Genomic DNA, 18,154 nt, shown 5'->3' with positions numbered 1-18,154 from the left:
AGCTAAGATGACGCTACTTATGGATTTTTACTCACAGGGAGCACACTCATCGCAATGAATGCAGACACCTTGGCGTACCTCAATCAGCACCAATTAACCTCGGTGATGAATCTGACTAAATGGCGTCAGCTTGAGCAGGCGCTCCATGAAAAACCGGATTTTGTGCCCCATGTGCGTTATAAACTGCTGGAAGATGAAGGGCCAAACCCTGGTTTTACGCCAGTGTGGTGGGACGAGTTACTCGCAATTTGCGAGAGGATTGAATGGCTTGAGATTGATCCGCTCAAAAGAGAACACCGCGGCAGATTACTGCCGGAAAAAACCACGGATTTCACTGATTATATCGAGGCGCAACTGCACAAGTATCGGCTCCCCTACAGCAAAGAAGCGCAAGGGATCAGGATTTGGGGCTATCTTCGCCCCGATGCGGCTATGCCGGTATTTTGTATTGCAGCTGGTGGCGAGACGATAAAGGAAGCGTAAGCAACTTCAGATGGTAGATAAAAAGCGGGGCGCTAATTGATTAGCGCCCCGCTAAGGATTAAAGCACGATATAAAGTGGCCAGCCGAGTAGACCGACGAGTCCTTCTTTATGCTCGAATCTTTCTAAACGCTCAGGGGAGGCGTCGCTAAGCAGCAATTCGCGGTAGCTTTTCGCGAAATTCAATGTACGCAGCAATGCTGGCGCAAAGTTTTTACCCAAATCTTTACCGATGGTCTCGGCCAGTTCCGCTGGGAGTTCCGCCAAGGCTTTTTGGGTTTGCTGCTCGATATACTCGAGGCTAAACCATTCGTCCTGCAAGCTGATTTTGGCAATGCGCTTTTTCAGATCTTGTCTGACTTTGGCATTATCAAACAACATCCGATACAACACGGCTTCGGCCAATACGCTCTCCAGATTTAAGAAATCTAAAGGATCATAGCTGGTTTGGGCATAAAACTGCGCCATTAGCGCCGCAATCGATTGCTGACGTTGGTGCTCGGCCAATGCATCTTGGTAGGCCTCATAGCCCAGCCACTCTTCGGCATCTGGCGGTGTAGAGACTTGTTCCAGCAGGAATTTATCCACATCACCATAGAGCGACTTACCATTCACCAGCTTATGTTTGCTGACGACGCTGAGCATGCTCCAACCCTTTTGGAAGCATTTGACCACGCCATCGGCGGTGAGCAATAAACGCACCGCTTGCTGTTGGTCCTGATCAGACAGTTCCATTAATCCGAGACTGACGACGCCAATCACATCGTGCGCCGCCTGTTCCAGTAAGTGCATCTTGTACTTGTTGTAGAACTTATCCGCCAATTTGAGGCTCATCAAAATGGCTTTAGATTTGATTTGTGCGAGCTGCTCACCGCTAAGGGTGTCGTCTGCTTGGCCTTTGGCCAACACCTTGCTCAGGTATGGGCCTTGGTCTAAATCACGCAGTACCAGTTGCATCTAAGGATCCTTAATCTAAAAAGCTAAACATATCATCCACTTCTGCGTATTCGTCCGTGACTTGGTTTTTCTCTTTCGCTTGGATAACCAGTTCATTGACGAACTTGTTAATGATTATTTCCCAGCCAGAGCTTTCGTTACGCAGCAGGTTTTTAATGGCTTTTTCTACATCGGGTGCCAGCTCATGGATTAACGCCATCAGACTACGTGGGTCATCTAGGCTTAAGCTATGGGCTTCTTCACTGTCGACACGACTGTCATAACCGACGGTGTCGGTATCTTCTTCATCGTCGTAATAATCGTTGAAGTGGTCTTCATCGTCGTGGCGCTCACCCAACATCATCTCGATAAAGGGGATAGACAGATAGAAGAGGCCGGCGGGATCTTCGGCAATACATTCTAAAATAGCGGTTTGTTTTTCTTCGCTGTCTTGGATGCGAATTAAATAGGTCAAAAAATCAAAGGTATGCTGAATGAGCTCTTCGGCATTGTTCTTGATTTTTTCTTCCCAATACAAAGGTTGCTGACAGACGATGTCGCGAATTTGCTCTGGGGTCATCAGCTCCGACATAATTGACGGGCAGGAGATATCGTGGTGACTGTTGATTTGCGTCAGGGTCACAATATCCATTTTTTCAATGACTTCAACTAATTGCTCATCGTTCATTGTGGTGGCGATGAGTTCGAAACGTTTACTGGCCTGTTTTGGCTCGACATCGGCGAGCTCTTTAATCTCGGCAACGGTTATTTCAATGAGACTAGTGTTCATTAGCGGTCCTCATCATCGTAGTGATCGTAGTAGCCATCTTCCTCTTCGCCGTCATCATCGTCATCGGAATAATCGGCGTAATCACTGTCTTCGTCTTCAAAATCATCGTCAGCGCTGCGTTTAGGCGCAGGTGCACTTTTGCCTTGGTTTTCCAGTAAATAGAGTACGGCGCAGCTTTCAATCAATAAATCTTCTGAATAGGCGCGCACCGCCTGCACTAATGGGACATCGGCATTGTTAAAGCCGATAGTGACCTTGAACTCATCCCACTCGGGCTGCGTTGCGGTGTTTATCCAGTGAGCCCACTTGAGCTTGGCATCACTTGGAAATTTGACTCGGCCATAGAGTGCTACAGGCAGGTACTCGGGCACCGACTCGAGCATTTTAGGATCGGCCTGTAATACTTTTTTGATTTGACTGGTAAATTGTTCCAGTGCCTTGGGCGTATCAGGGTCATCATAGGACTCGATATTGTCGTAGGCATTGGTCTTAAGCTCATTAATGCGTGAGATATTCAGTTTTTTGGCCATGGGCATGTCTCGAAATAAAAAGCTATCAAACAAACAGCTTCTCAAAATAAACCGTGTTGCAATAAAAGGTCCAAATTAAGGGGCTTGGCAAATTAAGCTCATTAATTTGGCACTCCCAGTGTTGCACTGGAAATAACCCGCTTAAGGGTAAAATTGATCCCACAATTCGCGCATCGCGCCATTGGGATCGGTCACGATCACATTGTTGAAGTCTCGGATAAACGCATTTCTAAGCTTGGGATCTGATAGCACTTCATAAGCTTTTTTAACGCGCTCAAGTTGCTGCGATGCTTGCTCTTTTTCTTCATCAGAGGCACCTAACAACTTATCGGGATGGTATTTGTTTGAGAGCCGGCGATAGGCTTTTTTAATGTCGTCTTCTTTGGCGCTAGGTTTGATACCGAGCACACTAAAGTGGTTAATCATATTTGTACCTGCAGGCGATGGGTTGGTATCGCAAGATAAAAGCTAAGTGCTGATTATCTGTCAATTTGTGGAATTATGATTAGTCAGCGATGGATCATAGCAGAAATGCGTATTGGGCGGCAAACGACTCTGTTGGCATTTATGACTGAAATCGTGGCATTTATTAGGCTTGATGAAAATCGCCGGCGCTTTTGGAAATGAGATATATAAAGCCGAACAGGGGCAGGGGAAAAGATAAGTAAACTGAGTGAGTTGACGGCTAGCAACTTGTGCTGGATTTAAACCAGCCACTTCGTCTGTTGCTTATAGATAGTAGAGCCCGACGAGCGAGTCGTTACCATTGGCTGAAACGAATCAGAGACACAAGATGTGAATTTTAGGCACAAAAAAACCAGCTTAATGCTGGCCTAATGATATTAAGTTGATAATTGGTTGCGGGAGCTGGATTTGAACCAACGACCTTCGGGTTATGAGCCCGACGAGCTACCAAGCTGCTCCATCCCGCGTCCGATTATTACTTTTATTTGTTATCCATCAATTGGTTGCGGGAGCTGGATTTGAACCAACGACCTTCGGGTTATGAGCCCGACGAGCTACCAAGCTGCTCCATCCCGCGTCCGATATTGAGGATTTACAAGATTAGATATCCTTTTGAATATCATCACCTTGGCTTTAAATTGGTTGCGGGAGCTGGATTTGAACCAACGACCTTCGGGTTATGAGCCCGACGAGCTACCAAGCTGCTCCATCCCGCGTCCGTCTCTAAAGCGGGGCGAACTATAACGGCAGTGCTGTGGCATTGCAAGGAGGAATTTCAAAAAAATGAACGAGTGCTTAATTATGAATCGTAATGGGGGAATTTCGGACAATCTGGGCAATATGGCCCGCTTATCTGTCGTAAAGAGAGTGGTAACTGCCTGACTAAATCGAGTTTCGGCTAATAACTGTTTATCTTTTATGTCGCTTCACAGGTATAATGTCGCTTTGATTTTGACTGCGTATTGATTATCCCATGCTTAATTTTTTTGCTGCCGCCCCTAAGGGCTTTGAATATAGCTTAGCCCAAGAACTGACAGAATTTGGTGCGACTGAGATTAAAGAGAGTGTTGCCGGTGTCTATTTTACCGCGCCGCTTGCCTTAGCCTACCGTATTACCCTGTGGACGCGTTTGGCCAGCCGTATCGTACTGGTGATCTATAAGGGCCCCTGTGAGTCGGCGGAGCAATTATATAACGCAGCTTATTGTATTGATTGGTCTGCTCATTTCTCAAATCGCAACACCTTTAGTATCGATTTTCACGGCACTGGCGGTTTTATCAACAACACCCAGTTTGGTGCGTTAAAGATTAAAGATGCGATTGTTGACCGTTTCCGTGATGACGGTGACGCCCGTCCAAATGTCGCCCGTATCGATGCCGACATTAAAATCGACGCCCATTTCCGTAATGGGGTGATCACCATTGCGATGAACTTCTCGGGACCTTCTTTGCATCAACGCGGTTATCGCTCTACGACCGGCGAAGCCCCGTTAAAAGAAAACCTCGCCGCCAACATGTTGGTACGCAGTGGTTGGAAAGCCGCGCCAACCACTTTACTCGATCCTTTCTGCGGCAGTGGTACTGTACTGATTGAGGCTGCATTAATGGCTGCCGATATTGCTCCCGGGTTGCAGCGCAGCCGTTTTGGTTTTGAGCATTGGCGCCGTCATGATAAAGCCACATGGCATGAAATTTTAGAAGAGGCCAAGGCGCGCGCTTCTTTAGGCGTAAAGCGTTGTGACGTGAAGTTCTACGGCTCGGATATCGATTCGCGTTTAGTGGCACTGGCAAAACGCAATGCGCAAAACGCCGGTGTACTTGATTTGATTGACTTTAAGGTTGCTAATGCGCTGAATGTCGAGCCGCCCGCTGGTGAAGGTTACATGATTACTAACCCTCCCTACGGTGAGCGTTTAGGCAGTGTCTCTGAGCTATTGCAGCTGTATTACCAATTAGGCGACAAGTTTAAGAAAGAGTTTGGCGGCTGGAAAGTGGCTATGCTCTGTAGCGATATCGAGCTGATTTCGGCACTGAAACTCAAAGCCGATAAGCAGATGAAGATGTTTAACGGCGCGCTAGAGTGTGCCTTTAACCTGTATACCTTGCACGCGCAAAGCACTCGCCGTGATACGCCCGTATTGCCGGAAGGGGTGGACATTGCCGATATCGCGCCAGCATTTGCTAACCGTATTAAGAAAAACGCCAAGCAATTAGAAAAGTGGGCGAAAAAAGAAGGTATCGACAGCTACCGTTTATATGATGCCGATATTCCCGAATATAACGTAGCGGTCGACCGTTACTTAGATCATATCGTGGTGCAGGAATATATGGCGCCGGCCAGCATTCCTGAGGCCGTGACAAAACGTCGTTTAAGCGATGTGCTCTTGGCGCTGCCTGCTGCGATTGGTGTCGACCCGCACAAGATCACTATGAAGACCCGTGAACGTCAAAAGGGTACCAATCAGTATCAAAAGCTTGATGAGCGTAAGCTTGAGCTTATCACCACCGAATATGGCGCTAAGTTTAAGCTGAACCTGACGGGCTATTTGGATACAGGCTTGTTCCTCGATCACAGATTAACCCGCCGCTTAGTGGGACAAAAATCGAAAGGATGCCGGGTATTGAACCTGTTCTCTTACACGGGTTCTGCCTCTGTGCATGCCGCATTAGGCGGTGCTAAGTCGGTCACGACGGTCGATATGTCAAACACTTATCTGGCGTGGGCGAAGGAAAACTTTGCGCTTAATGACCTTCATGGTAAGCAGTATGAGTTTGTGCAGGCCGATTGTTTGCAATGGATCCGCGATAGTGCGCTCGATAAATCCGTGCAGTACGACTTGATTTTTATCGATCCGCCGACCTTCTCTAACTCCAAGCGCATGGAAGATTCCTTCGATGTACAACGTGACCATGTGAATTTACTGGGCATGCTCATCAAGCTGTTAACTCCAAATGGGGAAATAGTGTTCTCCAACAACAAACGCAAGTTTAAGATGGACACCGAAACCTTGGCCAAGATGAAAATCAAGGTGGAAAACATCGATGATCTGACCTTGCCTATGGATTACAAGCGCAATCCCCATATCCATAATACTTGGTTAATCACCCATGCATAATTTACTGCAAGCGGGTTACATTCTATACCACACCGAAGGCTGTCACCTATGTGAACAGGCTGCGGCATTGCTTAATGCCGCCGAGGTGCCTTTTACGGCCATCGATATTTGCGATGATGAAGCCTTAGCTGAACGTTATGGCGTGTGTATTCCCGTGGTGAAGGCCGCGGATGAGCGTTGCCTCTTTTGGCCCTTTGACGCTACCCAATTACAAGAATTTTTAGGAGCTTAGTTTGAGTCTGGTTCGTATCAATAATGGCTCGTTAGCCTATGGTTATACTCCGCTGCTGCAAAATGCCGATTTTACCATTGAGCGCGGCGAGCGAGTGTGTATTGTTGGCCGCAACGGTGCGGGTAAGTCGAGTCTATTGAAGATTTTATCCGGCGACGTGCTGGTCGATGAAGGGGAATTCAACATCGATGGCAGCGTGACAGTCAGCCGTTTGCAGCAAGATCCACCAAAGGCGGAGCAGGGCTCGGTTTACTCTTATATTGCTGCGGGTTTAAAGGAAGTCGGTGAAGCGTTAGAGCAATACCATCAACTGTCCCACGATGTAGCTTATGCCGAACCTGAGCTGATGGAGCGCATGCTTAATCAAATGCAAAAGCTGCAGGAGACTTTAGATCATCACAATGGCTGGCAGCTTGACTCGCGCATCAAACAAAATTGTGAGTTATTAGGCCTCGATCCCGATAAATCCTTAAGTGAATTATCCGGTGGTTGGCAGCGTAAAGTGGCGCTTGCCCGCGCCCTCGTCAGTGAGCCGGATTTATTGCTGCTCGATGAACCGACTAACCATTTAGATATCGATACCATTGAATGGCTGGAGAAATTCCTGCTGGATTTCCAAGGCGCTATCGTGTTTATCAGCCACGACAGGGGCTTTATTGCCCGCATGGCCACCCGCATCGTCGATTTAGACCGCGGCGTGGTGACTTCATGGCCTGGCAATTACCAAGCTTACCTCGATGGTAAGCAGGAATGGTTAAGGGTTGAAGCCGAGAAAAACGCCTTATTCGATAAGCGCTTAGCCGAAGAAGAAGTCTGGATCCGCCAAGGGGTTAAGGCCCGTCGTACCCGTAACGAAGGCCGCGTGCGTGCACTCAAGGCACTGCGTCAAGAACGTAGCGAGCGCTTGAATCGTCAGGGCAGTGCCAAGATGGCGGTGGCCGATACCGAGCGTTCGGGTAAGTTAGTCTTCGATGTAAAGGACTTAAACTACAATCTGCCCGATAAAAATCTGGTTAAAAACTTTAATACCACAGTACTTCGAGGCGATCGTATTGCGCTTATCGGCCCGAACGGTTGTGGCAAATCAACCCTTATTAAGCTGTTGATTGAGAAGTTACAACCTCAATCGGGTGAGGTGAAAGTCGGCACTAAGTTAGAGATTGCCTATTTTGACCAATACCGTGAGGCGTTGGATCCTGAGCAAACCGTTGAAGACAACGTGGGTGAGGGGAAAAAGACTATCACCATTAATGGTCAAGACCGTCATATCTTAAGTTATCTGCAGGATTTCCTATTTTCGCCGATGCGCGCCCGTACGCCAGTAAAGGCATTATCGGGTGGTGAGAAAAATCGATTACTGCTGGCTAAGTTACTAATTCGTCCTGCTAACCTGATTATCCTCGACGAACCGACAAACGATCTTGATATTGAGACCCTAGAATTGCTAGAGTCGCTGCTGACTGAATATCAAGGCACACTGTTGCTTGTGAGCCATGATAGGGCCTTTATCGATAACACTGTCACCAGCAGCTGGTGGTATGCGGGTAATGGGCATTGGAGCGAGTATGTTGGTGGTTATCAAGACGCAATTGACCAAGGGGCAAAGTTTTATTCAGAGGAACCTAGTCAGCCAAACACGGTCGAAGCTCCTGCGACAGTAAAAACCGCTGAGGTGAAAGTGGCCGAGCCCGCCAAAGCCGCGAAAAAACTGTCCTATAAGTTACAGCGTGAATTAGAGGCCATGCCTGAGTTGATGGAAACATTAGAGGCAGAAATCCTCGAATTGCAAACCACAGTGGCAAGCCCAGATTTTTATAGTCAAACACAGGATAAAATCAATTCGGTATTGAACCTGTTGGCGGATAAAGAAAAGCAATTGGAAGTTTGCTTCGAGCGATGGGAAGAGCTTGAGTCACTGAAGTAAACCAATAATAAAAATGGGAATAGAATTAATGAAGTCAAAGTTGGATAAAGCCCTCTCCTTGGTTGCCTTAGGTGTCCTTGGCGTATTACACAGTGCCCATGCCGCACCCGTATATGAAATTGTTAATCTTGATAATTATGATCTGCAAGGTACGCTCGAAGGCACACGAAACGGTTATGCCTTGGGCGTGAATGCCAACGATGAGTTAGTCGGTATCGCTAAAGGTAAGAAAAAACTCAGTACTTCTGATGTGGAAGGTGGGGTTATCGACGTTGAAGATGGTATTGCCCCTGAGGAAACCATTACTTACTCCATTACAGAAGCTATTGTTGCCAATAACTTTGCTTTTGTTGCTGCGCAAAATGCTGCCGCTGGTGCATGGTTACCGACCTTCGATAGTATCAACGGCACTACACCACCCAGCGATACTTCGGTAGTTAACTCTGTCGATACTTTTTACTACGGCATCAACGATGCCGGCGTGAAAGTGGGCAGCATGACGGCCCCTGAAAAGAAGACGGAAAATACCGCAACTACAGATGATACGACTGATTACTGGTATTACCGTGATTATGAGTATCGCGGTGTAGCCAAAGTAGGCGATAGCGAAATCCCATTACTGCCACCTTACACTCAGTACGTGAAGGATGATAAAACGGTTGAGTTAGGCGGTTGGTCGGCGGCGACGGCGGTTAACAACAATAATTTGGTTGTTGGTTATGCTAGTACCGATATCAGCAAATACGGTGGCGACCGCGTAGCCTACTGTTTAGGCACAGATAATACGTTACCGTTAGATGTGTGTATTCAACGCGAGCAATACCCTAATGCTCAAGGTACACGCAATATTCAGTACCAAACCCGTGCTTATGTATGGCAACTGGACAATGGTGCTGCAACGGGAACCGCTTTACCTTTAGGGTTAACTCCGGCCAGTGACAATACGCTGACCTTTACCGCCCAAGCGTTGGGTGTTAACAATGAAGGTGTGGTCGCAGGACGCTCGCACGTTTACCGTAACGGTAATACCGATAGATTACGTCAGGACGCAGCCTATTGGAGCAAAGATGCTGAGGGTAACTATCAATACCATTGGATCCCGATGGGTGATTCTATTTCAAGCTCCATCGCCTACGATGTGAATGACAGCGGTATTCTTGTTGGTAGCTATCGTAGTTATATCCAAGGATATTTACGTGATAAGTTCTTCTACTTTGATACCAATACGCCTGAAGTGGCTTATGTTACGCCAAATGACTTTGCATCAACTACCACGGACCTATCTAGCAAACCCAAAGATATCAATAATAAAGGTCAAGTTGTTGGTTATATTGAAACCACCTATGATAAGGAAAAACCACGTCCTAAGGCGGGCTTCCTGTATGAGAAATCTACTGGGGAGTTCAGTAACCTCAATAACTTGCTGACCTGTGAATCCAAGGGTTTTGAAAAAGGCTCTGATGGTAATTGGACTCGCCATCAGGTCGAAGTGCAGGATGGCACTGGTAAGGTGCTAAGCTACAACAGCGATATTCTGGTTGTTGAAGCCGCAAGCATTAATGAAGATGGCACTATCGTAGGTACTGCCTTTATTCGTAAACCTTCCTATCAGTTTGACTCGGATGGTAATGTTATTGTGGGTGAGAATGGTTTGCCGCTATTTGAACTCAGTGGTAATGGTGACCCAGTCACAGCTTATATTCCGCGTATGGTTGTATTAAAACCGACCACTAATGGTGAAGCTTGTACAGTGGATGAAAGCACTGACACAGGCAATTACGAACGTAAAGGTGCCGCTTCTCTTGCTTGGTTACTTGCGTTACCTTTAGTCTGGTTACGTCGCCGCACTCGCTAATTTTTCAGCTTGAATTCAGACTCAAAAAATCGAGGCAAAATGCCTCGATTTTTTTAATCATGATCTCAATAGTTTAATAAATAGTCGATAAAATGGACGATTTTTTGATTGATCTCGAGGCTGAAAAGCACTATCTCTATGGATGAAGCTGTTGCTTCTATTTCACGTAGAACAGAGGACGCTTGCATGAAAAGACAAAAACGAGATCGTTTAGACAGAGCTTTTTCCAAAGGATTCCAGGCTGGTATTGGGGGCCGCTCTAAAGAGCTTTGTCCTTATGCAAATCTTGATTCGCGGTCACAGTGGTTAGGTGGTTGGCGTGAAGGTGTGGATGGCCGAGTTAATGGGCTATTTAATAAATAACGAGTGTTTCTCGTGGATTAAATAGCCCAGAACAGACAGAGTAATGCAGCATAATTGCCCTCAGATGAGGGCATTTTTGTATCGAGTCGTGTAGGGTACAGCAGCGATTAGAAGGTCGAAGTGTCGCTAAATACGCCAACTTTTAAATCGGTCGCGCTATAGATTTGACGACCATCCACTTCAAGGATGGCATCGGCAATACCCATGACTAACTTGCGATGAATAGTACGCTTGATATTTAGCTTGTAAGTCACTTTTTTCGCACCGGGTAATACTTGTCCGGTAAATTTCACTTCACCTACGCCCAGCGCGCGGCCTTTACCCTCGGCGCCTTCCCAACCGAGGTAAAAACCCACTAATTGCCACATGGCGTCTAAGCCTAAACAGCCTGGCATCACTGGGTCGCTAATAAAGTGACAGCCAAAGAACCATAGGTCTGGATTAATATCGAGTTCAGCAACAATTTCACCTTTGCCAAATTCACCGCCGTTATCGTTAATAGTAATGATCCGGTCGATCATCAACATATTATCGACGGGTAAACGAGGCGAGTTTGGACCAAATAAATTCCCATGGCCACAGGCGATGAGTTCTTCTTTATTGAAACTGTTTGCTTTATTCATTGTTTTACTACTCCAGCAATAAGAGCCGCCAAGATTAGCGAACACGTGTAAGCTAAACAACTCCGATCAGCTAATTAATGGCGAAATAATCCCAGTTTTGCGAGTAACCTCGTCATTAAGCTAATCTCCTCTTCGCCATTTCCTGCCAACTTATCTAGCCGTTCTTGCACTAGGCCGTATAAGGAGTCTTCTGGGAAGTCATTATCTTCATTGGCCACCCCCGCGGGCATCTGCATCAGCAGCTCCACCGCTTCGTCCATATGCTCAATCGCATAGATATGGAATTGTCCTTTGCCTACAGCTGTTATCACTTTTGGGGCAAGGTTAAGCTGCAGAACGTTCGACTTCGGCATAATCACGCCCTGTTCGCCAGTTAAGCCGCGACGCTCACACAGATTAAAGAAGCCTTCAATTTTCTCATTAATGCCGCCAATGGCTTGCACATTACCGAATTGATCCAAGGCGCCGGTAATCGCGAGTGACTGGATAATCGGTTGCTCGGCAATCGCCGACATCAAACAGCAATATTCGGCGAGCGAGGCGCTATCGCCATCGATCTCTTGATAGGACTGCTCGAATACGATGTTGGCATTAAGGTGCAACGGTGCATCGCGACCAAAGATACGATACAAACAGGCAGAAAGGATCATCATGCCTTTGGCGTGGATATTGCCACCCAGCTCGGACTTTCTTTCAATGTCAGCCACTTCGCCATCACCATAATGCACGGTTGCGGTGATCCGCGCGGGTTCGCCGTAACTATGGTCAATCGCATCGATCACAGTCAGGCCATTAATCTGTCCTACCATAGCGCCTTCAGTTGGCAGATTTATGAAATTGTCATCAAAACTTTGCCCCGAAAATTCCTCAGAGCTGTTATGACGGTAGTTGGCTTGCTCGAGCGCGTGTTCAATACTGGCGGCATTGATAGAGGCTTTGCCGCGATAAACCTTAGCCTGAGCCATTAATTGGGCAAAATCGAGCATTGAGAGGCTTAAACGGCGTTGATGTTCGGTCAACCTCGCGCTGTGCCTAAACAGCGGCGCAAGGCTTGATTGCTCTAAACCAACTTCAACGCTCTGAGCCACGGCTTGTAACCAACTGGCATATTGCACTTCTTTAAAGCGCGTCAGATCGAGTTCACTCGCCAGCTCTGCCAGCAAACTAAAGTGGCGCTGAAATTGCCAGTCTTCTGAGCGGACTTGGCTATAGATTAAGCCTGCACCAATAAGAATGATTTTACAATTTAGCGGAATAGGGCTGAGGTGACTGCTTATCTGATACGATTTTTGCGTCAGAATTTGCATGACCAGATCCCATAGGCCTTCGCGTTTCCACAGCGATTCGGCGCAGATAAACACATAGTGGCACTGGGCGAGTGCACCGGGTTGATATTTGCTGCCATTTGCCGATTGCACCATGCGACCGAGAAGATCGGCACGGCGGATATTGCCACTCAGGTAACGGTAACTGACATTTTTCTCGGCAATGGCGCCTTGATTATCGAGCGGCGCTTCATACTGCCATTGGAACTGAATGGCTTTTTCTACAGGCCGAGCCGCCACTAAATAAGCACTGGATAAGGGCTCGACAGTTTCCATTAGGGCTTGCATGATTAATTGTCGGTCGATGCCCGGAAAATCGGCGAGGTAGAGCTGTTGATCGGCAATGGCGTTATGTAACTTAAAGGCATCCAATACACGTTCTTGCCCTAAAAGCAGGGCTTTTAACCCTGTGGCCGATTGCGGCAAGGTAGGAAGGTTAAATTCAGGCGCGAGTGAGGATGATGGTATTAAGAGTGAATTCATATAAGCATTTACCATGAAAAGTTACCGCGATTTTACCATACCAAGACGGCAAGTCTCTTACTGTATAGGTGTTTTTGCGTTGGTTTACTCAGATATTGCTGAAAATTTGTTGGCAATTTGCCTGAAAAAACATCTTGGTGAACATAAGATGAGCATTTGACACAATATTGAAAAATTGCTGTTTACAAGCACCGATGATGCTTATATTATTTGCGCCATTCGGAGGGGTGGCAGAGTGGTTTAATGCACCGGTCTTGAAAACCGGCGTGGGTTTATAGCCCACCCAGGGTTCAAATCCCTGCTCCTCCGCCATATTTTACGGAAAAGCCATCAGCAATGATGGCTTTTTTGTTTGTGCAATTTGAACCCGGGTTCCTCATTCTAAGTGCAGCTCCTACGCCATATTTGTTAGAAAGGCCGCTAAGTCATTAGCGGCCTTTTTGCATTCAAGTCCACACAAGCTTCCTGTGCTTTATTTAATGCTGCATCTGAACAGAGCCTGCTTGAGTACTTCCTTGGCTCATATGGGGTCGCATTCGCTTCAGTCTCTCGCATTGTCTTAAATGAACTTATATTTGCCTTGAGGGTTTATACCTACCTTCTAAGCCACTTATGAGTTCAGTCATCAGCATCGCCAATTTGCCTTCACAAGCCTTTAGCGCGCTTTGATTTGAGTGACTTTTTATCGAGTCTTTATTTCGACTATATAAAGTGGCTACTTTAAGGTGCTGTCGAGTTAAAGAAGTTAATGGGGGGGGCGAGTGTATTGAGCGCAGCGTTTTTGGCCTAAGTGGCTATAAGTACAACCTTAATTTAGGGATAACACGGCTTTTGATTGAAGATCAGGCGTTATTCGATGGATTTATCGACGACTGAGTATCAAATCGCCAATCAATTCAATTAATAATAAATTTAGGTTTACAACCAGAGGGGAGATAGCTATTATCTCGCTCGTTCGGAGGGGTGGCAGAGTGGTTTAATGCACCGGTCTTGAAAACCGGCGTGGGTTTATAGCCCACCCAGGGTTCAAATCCCTGCTCCTCCGCCATATTCTACGGAAAAGCCATCAGCAATGATGGCTTTTTTGTTTTTGGCATTTCGGAATTTGAACCCCAGGGTTCCTTATTCTCAGCGCAGCACCTCCGCAATATTCCACAGATAAACCATCAGCAATAATGGCTGTTAGTTAATATCATTTGAATCCCAGAGGTTCTCATGCTAAGTGCTGCTTCTCCGTCAAATGCAATCCAAAGACCGCTAAACAATTCGCGGTCCTTTGTATTTTAGCCTTCCATTCTATGGTGTTTAAAACTTGCGGCGTTGAGCACACACTTGGTTATTTGCCGTGAATACCGAAACCCGCAGCGCCTTAAGTGCAGAATTTAAACTGGGTTAATGAGTCCGTTGTTCCTTTAAATATCATCTAGTTAACAATATTCATTTTATGCTTTGCGAAATGCCATTGTTGGGCTAAATTACCCTGATAACCTATATTCCGGTTGCGGTATTCTGATTTGACTACACTGTGTTAGTCGACATTGGTTAAAGGTGGATAAAAGTTGATATCGATATATTTAGTTGACGACCATGAGCTTGTAAGAACTGGGATCCGCCGCATCTTAGAGGATGAACGTGGGATCAAAGTCGTGGGAGAAGCACCTGATGGCGAAACCGCGGTACAGTGGGCGAGACAAAATGAAGCCGATGTCATCTTAATGGACATGAATATGCCGGGGATGGGAGGGCTTGAAGCCACGCGTAAAATTTTACGTTATCAGCCCCATGCCAAGATTATTGTGTTAACTGTGCATACTGAAGATCCTTTCCCCAGTAAAGTGATGCAGGCGGGCGCGTCCGGTTATTTAACCAAAGGGGCGACACCTCCCGAAGTACTGCAAGCGATACGTCAGGTTTCCCGTGGTCAGCGTTATTTATCCCCAGAAATTGCCCAGCAAATGGCATTGAGCCAATTCAACCCTGCCGATGAGAATCCGTTTAAAGCCTTGTCTGAGCGTGAGCTACAAATTATGTTGATGATCACCAATGGTGAAAAGGTCAATGATATTTCTGAGCAGCTCAACCTTAGCCCAAAAACCGTTAACAGTTACCGTTATCGCTTGTTTGCCAAACTAGGGATCAGTGGTGATGTGGAGCTGACCCGTTTAGCGATCCGTTATAAAATGTTAGACGCTGGCCATTTCTAGTGGCCGCTTGTGTCAATGAATCTAACATTAATTAAGTGTTAGCAGTGAGTGTGAAGACGATTTATCAAGTTGTGTTGAAGACAGTGAGTCAAAGAGTGGGTGTATAACGATGTCGACAGGTTTTAACGCCCAGAGTTTTTTACGCACAGTCTCATCCTCTGCCGGAGTTTATCGCATGTATGACGTCAAAGGCGACGTCATCTATGTGGGTAAAGCCAAAGATCTTAAGAAGCGCTTATCCTCCTATTTCCGTAAAAACCTTGGGAATGTGAAAACCCAAGCGCTGGTGTCCCATATCCATCATATCGATGTGACGCTGACCCACAGCGAGACCGATGCGCTGCTGCTTGAGAATGACTATATCAAGCAGTACATGCCCAAATACAATGTGTTACTGCGGGACGATAAGTCATACCCTTATATTTTCTTGAGTCAACATGAGCATCCACGCCTCGCATACCATCGCGGGCCGCAGCGGGAGAAGGGCTATTACTTTGGGCCTTATCCCAATGGCGGCGCGGTGCGTGAAAGTTTGCACTTGATGCAAAAGCTGTTTCCTATCCGCCAGTGTGATGATCTCTATTATAAATCCCGCACTCGTCCCTGCCTGCAGTACCAGTTATCCCGTTGCAGTGCACCTTGCGTCGGTAAGGTCAGTAATGCGGAGTATGACGAGCAGGTTAAACTCGCCAGTCTGTTCCTGAAGGGCAAAGACAAGCAAGTCATCAGTGAACTCGTGGCTAGGATGGAAGAGGCCGCCGAGCAGCAAGCCTATGAGCAAGCCGCGCGCTTTCGCGATCAAATTATGGCGCTGCGCCGCGTGGCCGAGCAGCAAGAGGTCTCGGGCAATACCGGGGATATGGATGTTATCGGTGTGCACTACGCTTCGGGCATTGCCTGCTTTCACCTATTATTTATCCGCGAAGGTAAAATTTTTGGTAGCCGCAGCTATTATCCAACGGTGCCCGCGCAAACGGATATCGAAGAAGTCTTACGTTCCTTCCTATTACAGTTTTATTTAAATGCCGATATTCAACGCACAATTCCTAAGGAAGTGGTGATAAGCCATCACTTTGAAGAATTGCATGAGTTAGAGGCGGCGGTGTCTGAGGCGTTAAATAAAAAGTTCAGCATCAAAACCAATGTGCGCGCCGACAGGGCAAGCTTTTTGCGCCTTGCACTGACCAATGCCACCAATGCGGTGATGACGCGTCTGTCCCATAAAAACACCGTTGAACAGCGTTTTGTCTTGCTGGAGGAGATCCTCGAGCTTAATGCGCCAATTCAGCGGATGGAGTGTTTCGATATCAGCCATACTATGGGGGAGAGCACGGTAGCCTCCTGCGTGGTGTTTAATCGCGAGGGGCCCCATAAAGCCGAATACCGCCGCTACAATATCGAAGGCATTACGCCTGGCGATGATTATGCCGCGATGAAACAAGCTATTAGTCGCCGATTTGATAAAATCGATGCCAGCGGCAAAATTCCTGACATCTTATTTATCGACGGTGGCTTGGGTCAGCTGCGTATCGCCCAGCAAATAGTGGATGAGAAATTCGTCAATTTAGATAAAGCGCCGCAACTGATTGGGGTGGCAAAGGGGGAGAGCCGTAAACCCGGGCTTGAAACCTTAATCTTTGGCGACACTGAAACGAGCTTTTCCCTTGAAGATGACTCGCCAGCGCTGCACCTTATTCAACATATTCGCGATGAGTCCCACCGCTTTGCGATTACTGGCCATCGTAATCGTCGCCAGAAAACCCGTAACACCTCAACGCTCGAGTCGATTCCTGGCATTGGTCCTAAGCGGCGCAAGGCGTTATTGCAACATCTTGGTGGTTTACAGGAAGTGAAGGGCGCGAGTGTGGCCGAGTTAGCGAAAGTACCCGGTATTAGCATAGAAATGGCACAAACCATTCATGATGCATTGCGAGGGTGATAAATTTAAGGCAAGATTGGCGCTGCTTTTGACTAACTGGTTTGATCATGCCGTTTAACTTACCTATAGCATTAACCCTTTTTAGGCTTTTTTTACTGCCCATCTTCGTGGTGCTCTTTTATCTGCCGTACAGTTGGACTCCCTTCGTTGCTGCATTTGTGTTTTGGCTTGCCGCCATTACCGATGCCTTGGATGGCTATGCCGCCCGTAAACTCAAGCAACTCACGCGTTTTGGGGCTTTTCTCGATCCCGTTGCCGATAAACTAATGGTGATCACCGCGCTGGTGTTGCTGGTGGATCAATATGCCGATATTTGGTTAACCTTGCCGGCACTGTTTATGATTGGTCGCGAAATTGTGATTTCAGCCCTGCGTGAATGGATGGCCGAATTAGGTAAGCGCGGGACGGTTGCGGTTTCTTGGATCGGCAAATATAAAACGGCGGCGCAGATGGTGGCGATTATTGGCCTGATCTGGCAATACAACCCTCTCATGATCACCGCGGCATTTGTGCTGTTATATATCGCTGCAGTGTTAACCTTCTGGTCAATGATGAGCTACATTTTAGCCGCTTGGAAAGATTTAACGGCCGAATAGCACAATAAAAGATCAAAGAGATTATTTAGTGCGCAAGCAGTAAGTTATCGATAAAACAGCGGTTGACACTGCATGGTAAATAGGTAGAATGCCTCCCCGTAGACGAGAGACGAAGTGAAAACAAAATCTTAACTCTACGAGATGCAACATAAGCTCAGTTGGCAAGGTGAATACGATGCCTTGTTTTTTGAGTGAGTGTGAAATCGAAATGCGACATTAGCTCAGTTGGTAGAGCGATACCTTGCCAAGGTATAGGTCATCGGTTCGAACCCGATATGTCGCTCCAATCTAAA

The 18,154-nt window shown here is 46.9% G+C and carries 15 protein-coding genes and 6 tRNA genes; 12 read left to right on the top strand and 9 right to left on the bottom strand.

What is annotated here, in order from left to right:
* The first annotated feature begins 54 nt into the window (after nucleotides 1-54).
* Nucleotides 55-483 (top strand): DUF6678 family protein, encoded by a 429-nt coding sequence (locus B5P39_RS10335; protein WP_088211431.1) that lies wholly within the window; start codon nucleotides 55-57, stop codon nucleotides 481-483.
* 58 nt (nucleotides 484-541) lie between these two features.
* On the opposite strand, the gene atcC is transcribed toward B5P39_RS10335, so the two are convergent.
* The 7 genes from atcC to B5P39_RS10300 all read right to left on the bottom strand — a co-directional run bounded on the left by atcC (nucleotide 542) and on the right by B5P39_RS10300 (nucleotide 3,918).
* A complete protein-coding gene (atcC, locus tag B5P39_RS10330) occupies nucleotides 542-1,438 on the bottom strand; it encodes a cold adaptation protein AtcC (RefSeq protein ID WP_011716640.1) in 897 nt (298 codons plus the stop codon).
* 10 nt (nucleotides 1,439-1,448) lie between these two features.
* A complete protein-coding gene (gene atcB / locus B5P39_RS10325) occupies nucleotides 1,449-2,207 on the bottom strand; it encodes a cold adaptation protein AtcB (RefSeq protein WP_088211430.1) in 759 nt (252 codons plus the stop codon).
* Entirely contained in the window at nucleotides 2,207-2,737 is a 531-nt protein-coding gene (gene atcA / locus B5P39_RS10320; protein ID WP_176399906.1) for a cold adaptation protein AtcA, read from the bottom strand. Before atcA ends, atcB begins: the two co-directional genes overlap by 1 nt.
* A gap of 141 nt (nucleotides 2,738-2,878) precedes the next feature.
* Nucleotides 2,879-3,163: a cold adaptation protein ActJcold adaptation protein ActJ gene (gene atcJ, locus B5P39_RS10315; protein ID WP_011622321.1), complete on the bottom strand. Its 285-nt coding sequence runs from the start codon at nucleotides 3,161-3,163 to the stop codon at nucleotides 2,879-2,881.
* 429 nt (nucleotides 3,164-3,592) lie between these two features.
* Nucleotides 3,593-3,669: transfer RNA gene (locus B5P39_RS10310), tRNA-Met, on the bottom strand.
* A 33-nt stretch (nucleotides 3,670-3,702) separates the two neighbouring features.
* Nucleotides 3,703-3,779, bottom strand: a tRNA-Met gene (locus B5P39_RS10305).
* Nucleotides 3,780-3,841: 62 nt separating this feature from the next.
* Nucleotides 3,842-3,918, bottom strand: a tRNA-Met gene (locus B5P39_RS10300).
* A 257-nt stretch (nucleotides 3,919-4,175) separates the two neighbouring features.
* Here B5P39_RS10300 and rlmKL point away from each other — a divergent pair.
* From rlmKL to rmf, 5 genes are all read left to right on the top strand, one after another.
* The gene (gene rlmKL, locus B5P39_RS10295; RefSeq protein ID WP_088211429.1) at nucleotides 4,176-6,317 is read left to right on the top strand and encodes a bifunctional 23S rRNA (guanine(2069)-N(7))-methyltransferase RlmK/23S rRNA (guanine(2445)-N(2))-methyltransferase RlmL; all 2,142 of its coding nucleotides are present in this window, start codon (nucleotides 4,176-4,178) and stop codon (nucleotides 6,315-6,317) included.
* Nucleotides 6,310-6,549, top strand: coding sequence for a glutaredoxin family protein (locus B5P39_RS10290; RefSeq protein ID WP_088211428.1), 240 nt, complete (start codon nucleotides 6,310-6,312; stop codon nucleotides 6,547-6,549). The genes rlmKL and B5P39_RS10290 overlap by 8 nt, the downstream gene beginning before the upstream one ends.
* A 1-nt stretch (nucleotide 6,550) precedes the next feature.
* Complete coding sequence (locus tag B5P39_RS10285) at nucleotides 6,551-8,473, top strand: ABC transporter ATP-binding protein (protein WP_088211427.1); 1,923 nt, start codon at nucleotides 6,551-6,553, stop codon at nucleotides 8,471-8,473.
* Nucleotides 8,474-8,501: 28 nt separating this feature from the next.
* Complete coding sequence (locus B5P39_RS10280; protein ID WP_088211426.1) at nucleotides 8,502-10,328, top strand: DUF3466 family protein; 1,827 nt, start codon at nucleotides 8,502-8,504, stop codon at nucleotides 10,326-10,328.
* A 186-nt stretch (nucleotides 10,329-10,514) separates the two neighbouring features.
* Entirely contained in the window at nucleotides 10,515-10,691 is a 177-nt protein-coding gene (gene rmf / locus B5P39_RS10275; RefSeq protein WP_011071969.1) for a ribosome modulation factor, read from the top strand.
* A 107-nt stretch (nucleotides 10,692-10,798) separates the two neighbouring features.
* Here the strand turns inward: rmf and fabA are convergent, their stop codons facing one another.
* Both fabA and B5P39_RS10265 read right to left on the bottom strand, forming a co-directional pair.
* The gene (gene fabA, locus B5P39_RS10270; RefSeq protein ID WP_011625892.1) at nucleotides 10,799-11,314 is read right to left on the bottom strand and encodes a bifunctional 3-hydroxydecanoyl-ACP dehydratase/trans-2-decenoyl-ACP isomerase; all 516 of its coding nucleotides are present in this window, start codon (nucleotides 11,312-11,314) and stop codon (nucleotides 10,799-10,801) included.
* Between the two features lie 74 nt (nucleotides 11,315-11,388).
* Entirely contained in the window at nucleotides 11,389-13,122 is a 1,734-nt protein-coding gene (locus tag B5P39_RS10265; RefSeq protein WP_088211425.1) for an AAA family ATPase, read from the bottom strand.
* A 221-nt stretch (nucleotides 13,123-13,343) separates the two neighbouring features.
* Here B5P39_RS10265 and B5P39_RS10260 point away from each other — a divergent pair.
* The 6 genes from B5P39_RS10260 to B5P39_RS10235 all read left to right on the top strand — a co-directional run bounded on the left by B5P39_RS10260 (nucleotide 13,344) and on the right by B5P39_RS10235 (nucleotide 18,147).
* Nucleotides 13,344-13,434 (top strand) — tRNA-Ser (locus B5P39_RS10260).
* Nucleotides 13,435-14,079: 645 nt separating this feature from the next.
* Nucleotides 14,080-14,170, top strand: a tRNA-Ser gene (locus tag B5P39_RS10255).
* Between the two features lie 511 nt (nucleotides 14,171-14,681).
* Nucleotides 14,682-15,326 carry a UvrY/SirA/GacA family response regulator transcription factor gene (gene uvrY, locus B5P39_RS10250; protein WP_011622328.1) on the top strand — a complete coding sequence of 215 codons (645 nt, stop codon included), beginning with the start codon at nucleotides 14,682-14,684 and terminating at the stop codon, nucleotides 15,324-15,326.
* Between the two features lie 109 nt (nucleotides 15,327-15,435).
* Nucleotides 15,436-17,265: an excinuclease ABC subunit UvrC gene (uvrC, locus tag B5P39_RS10245; protein ID WP_088211424.1), complete on the top strand. Its 1,830-nt coding sequence runs from the start codon at nucleotides 15,436-15,438 to the stop codon at nucleotides 17,263-17,265.
* A gap of 47 nt (nucleotides 17,266-17,312) precedes the next feature.
* Nucleotides 17,313-17,861 (top strand): CDP-diacylglycerol--glycerol-3-phosphate 3-phosphatidyltransferase, encoded by a 549-nt coding sequence (gene pgsA / locus B5P39_RS10240; protein ID WP_088211423.1) that lies wholly within the window; start codon nucleotides 17,313-17,315, stop codon nucleotides 17,859-17,861.
* A 210-nt stretch (nucleotides 17,862-18,071) separates the two neighbouring features.
* Nucleotides 18,072-18,147: transfer RNA gene (locus tag B5P39_RS10235), tRNA-Gly, on the top strand.
* The last annotated feature ends 7 nt before the right edge of the window (nucleotides 18,148-18,154 follow it).

The sequence above is a fragment of the Shewanella sp. Shew256 genome (genome assembly GCF_002196695.1).
Lineage (GTDB): Bacteria > Pseudomonadota > Gammaproteobacteria > Enterobacterales > Shewanellaceae > Shewanella > Shewanella mangrovisoli.
The sequence above is the reverse complement of the archived record's forward strand: the minus strand, read 5'-3'. Positions and strand labels throughout refer to the sequence as shown.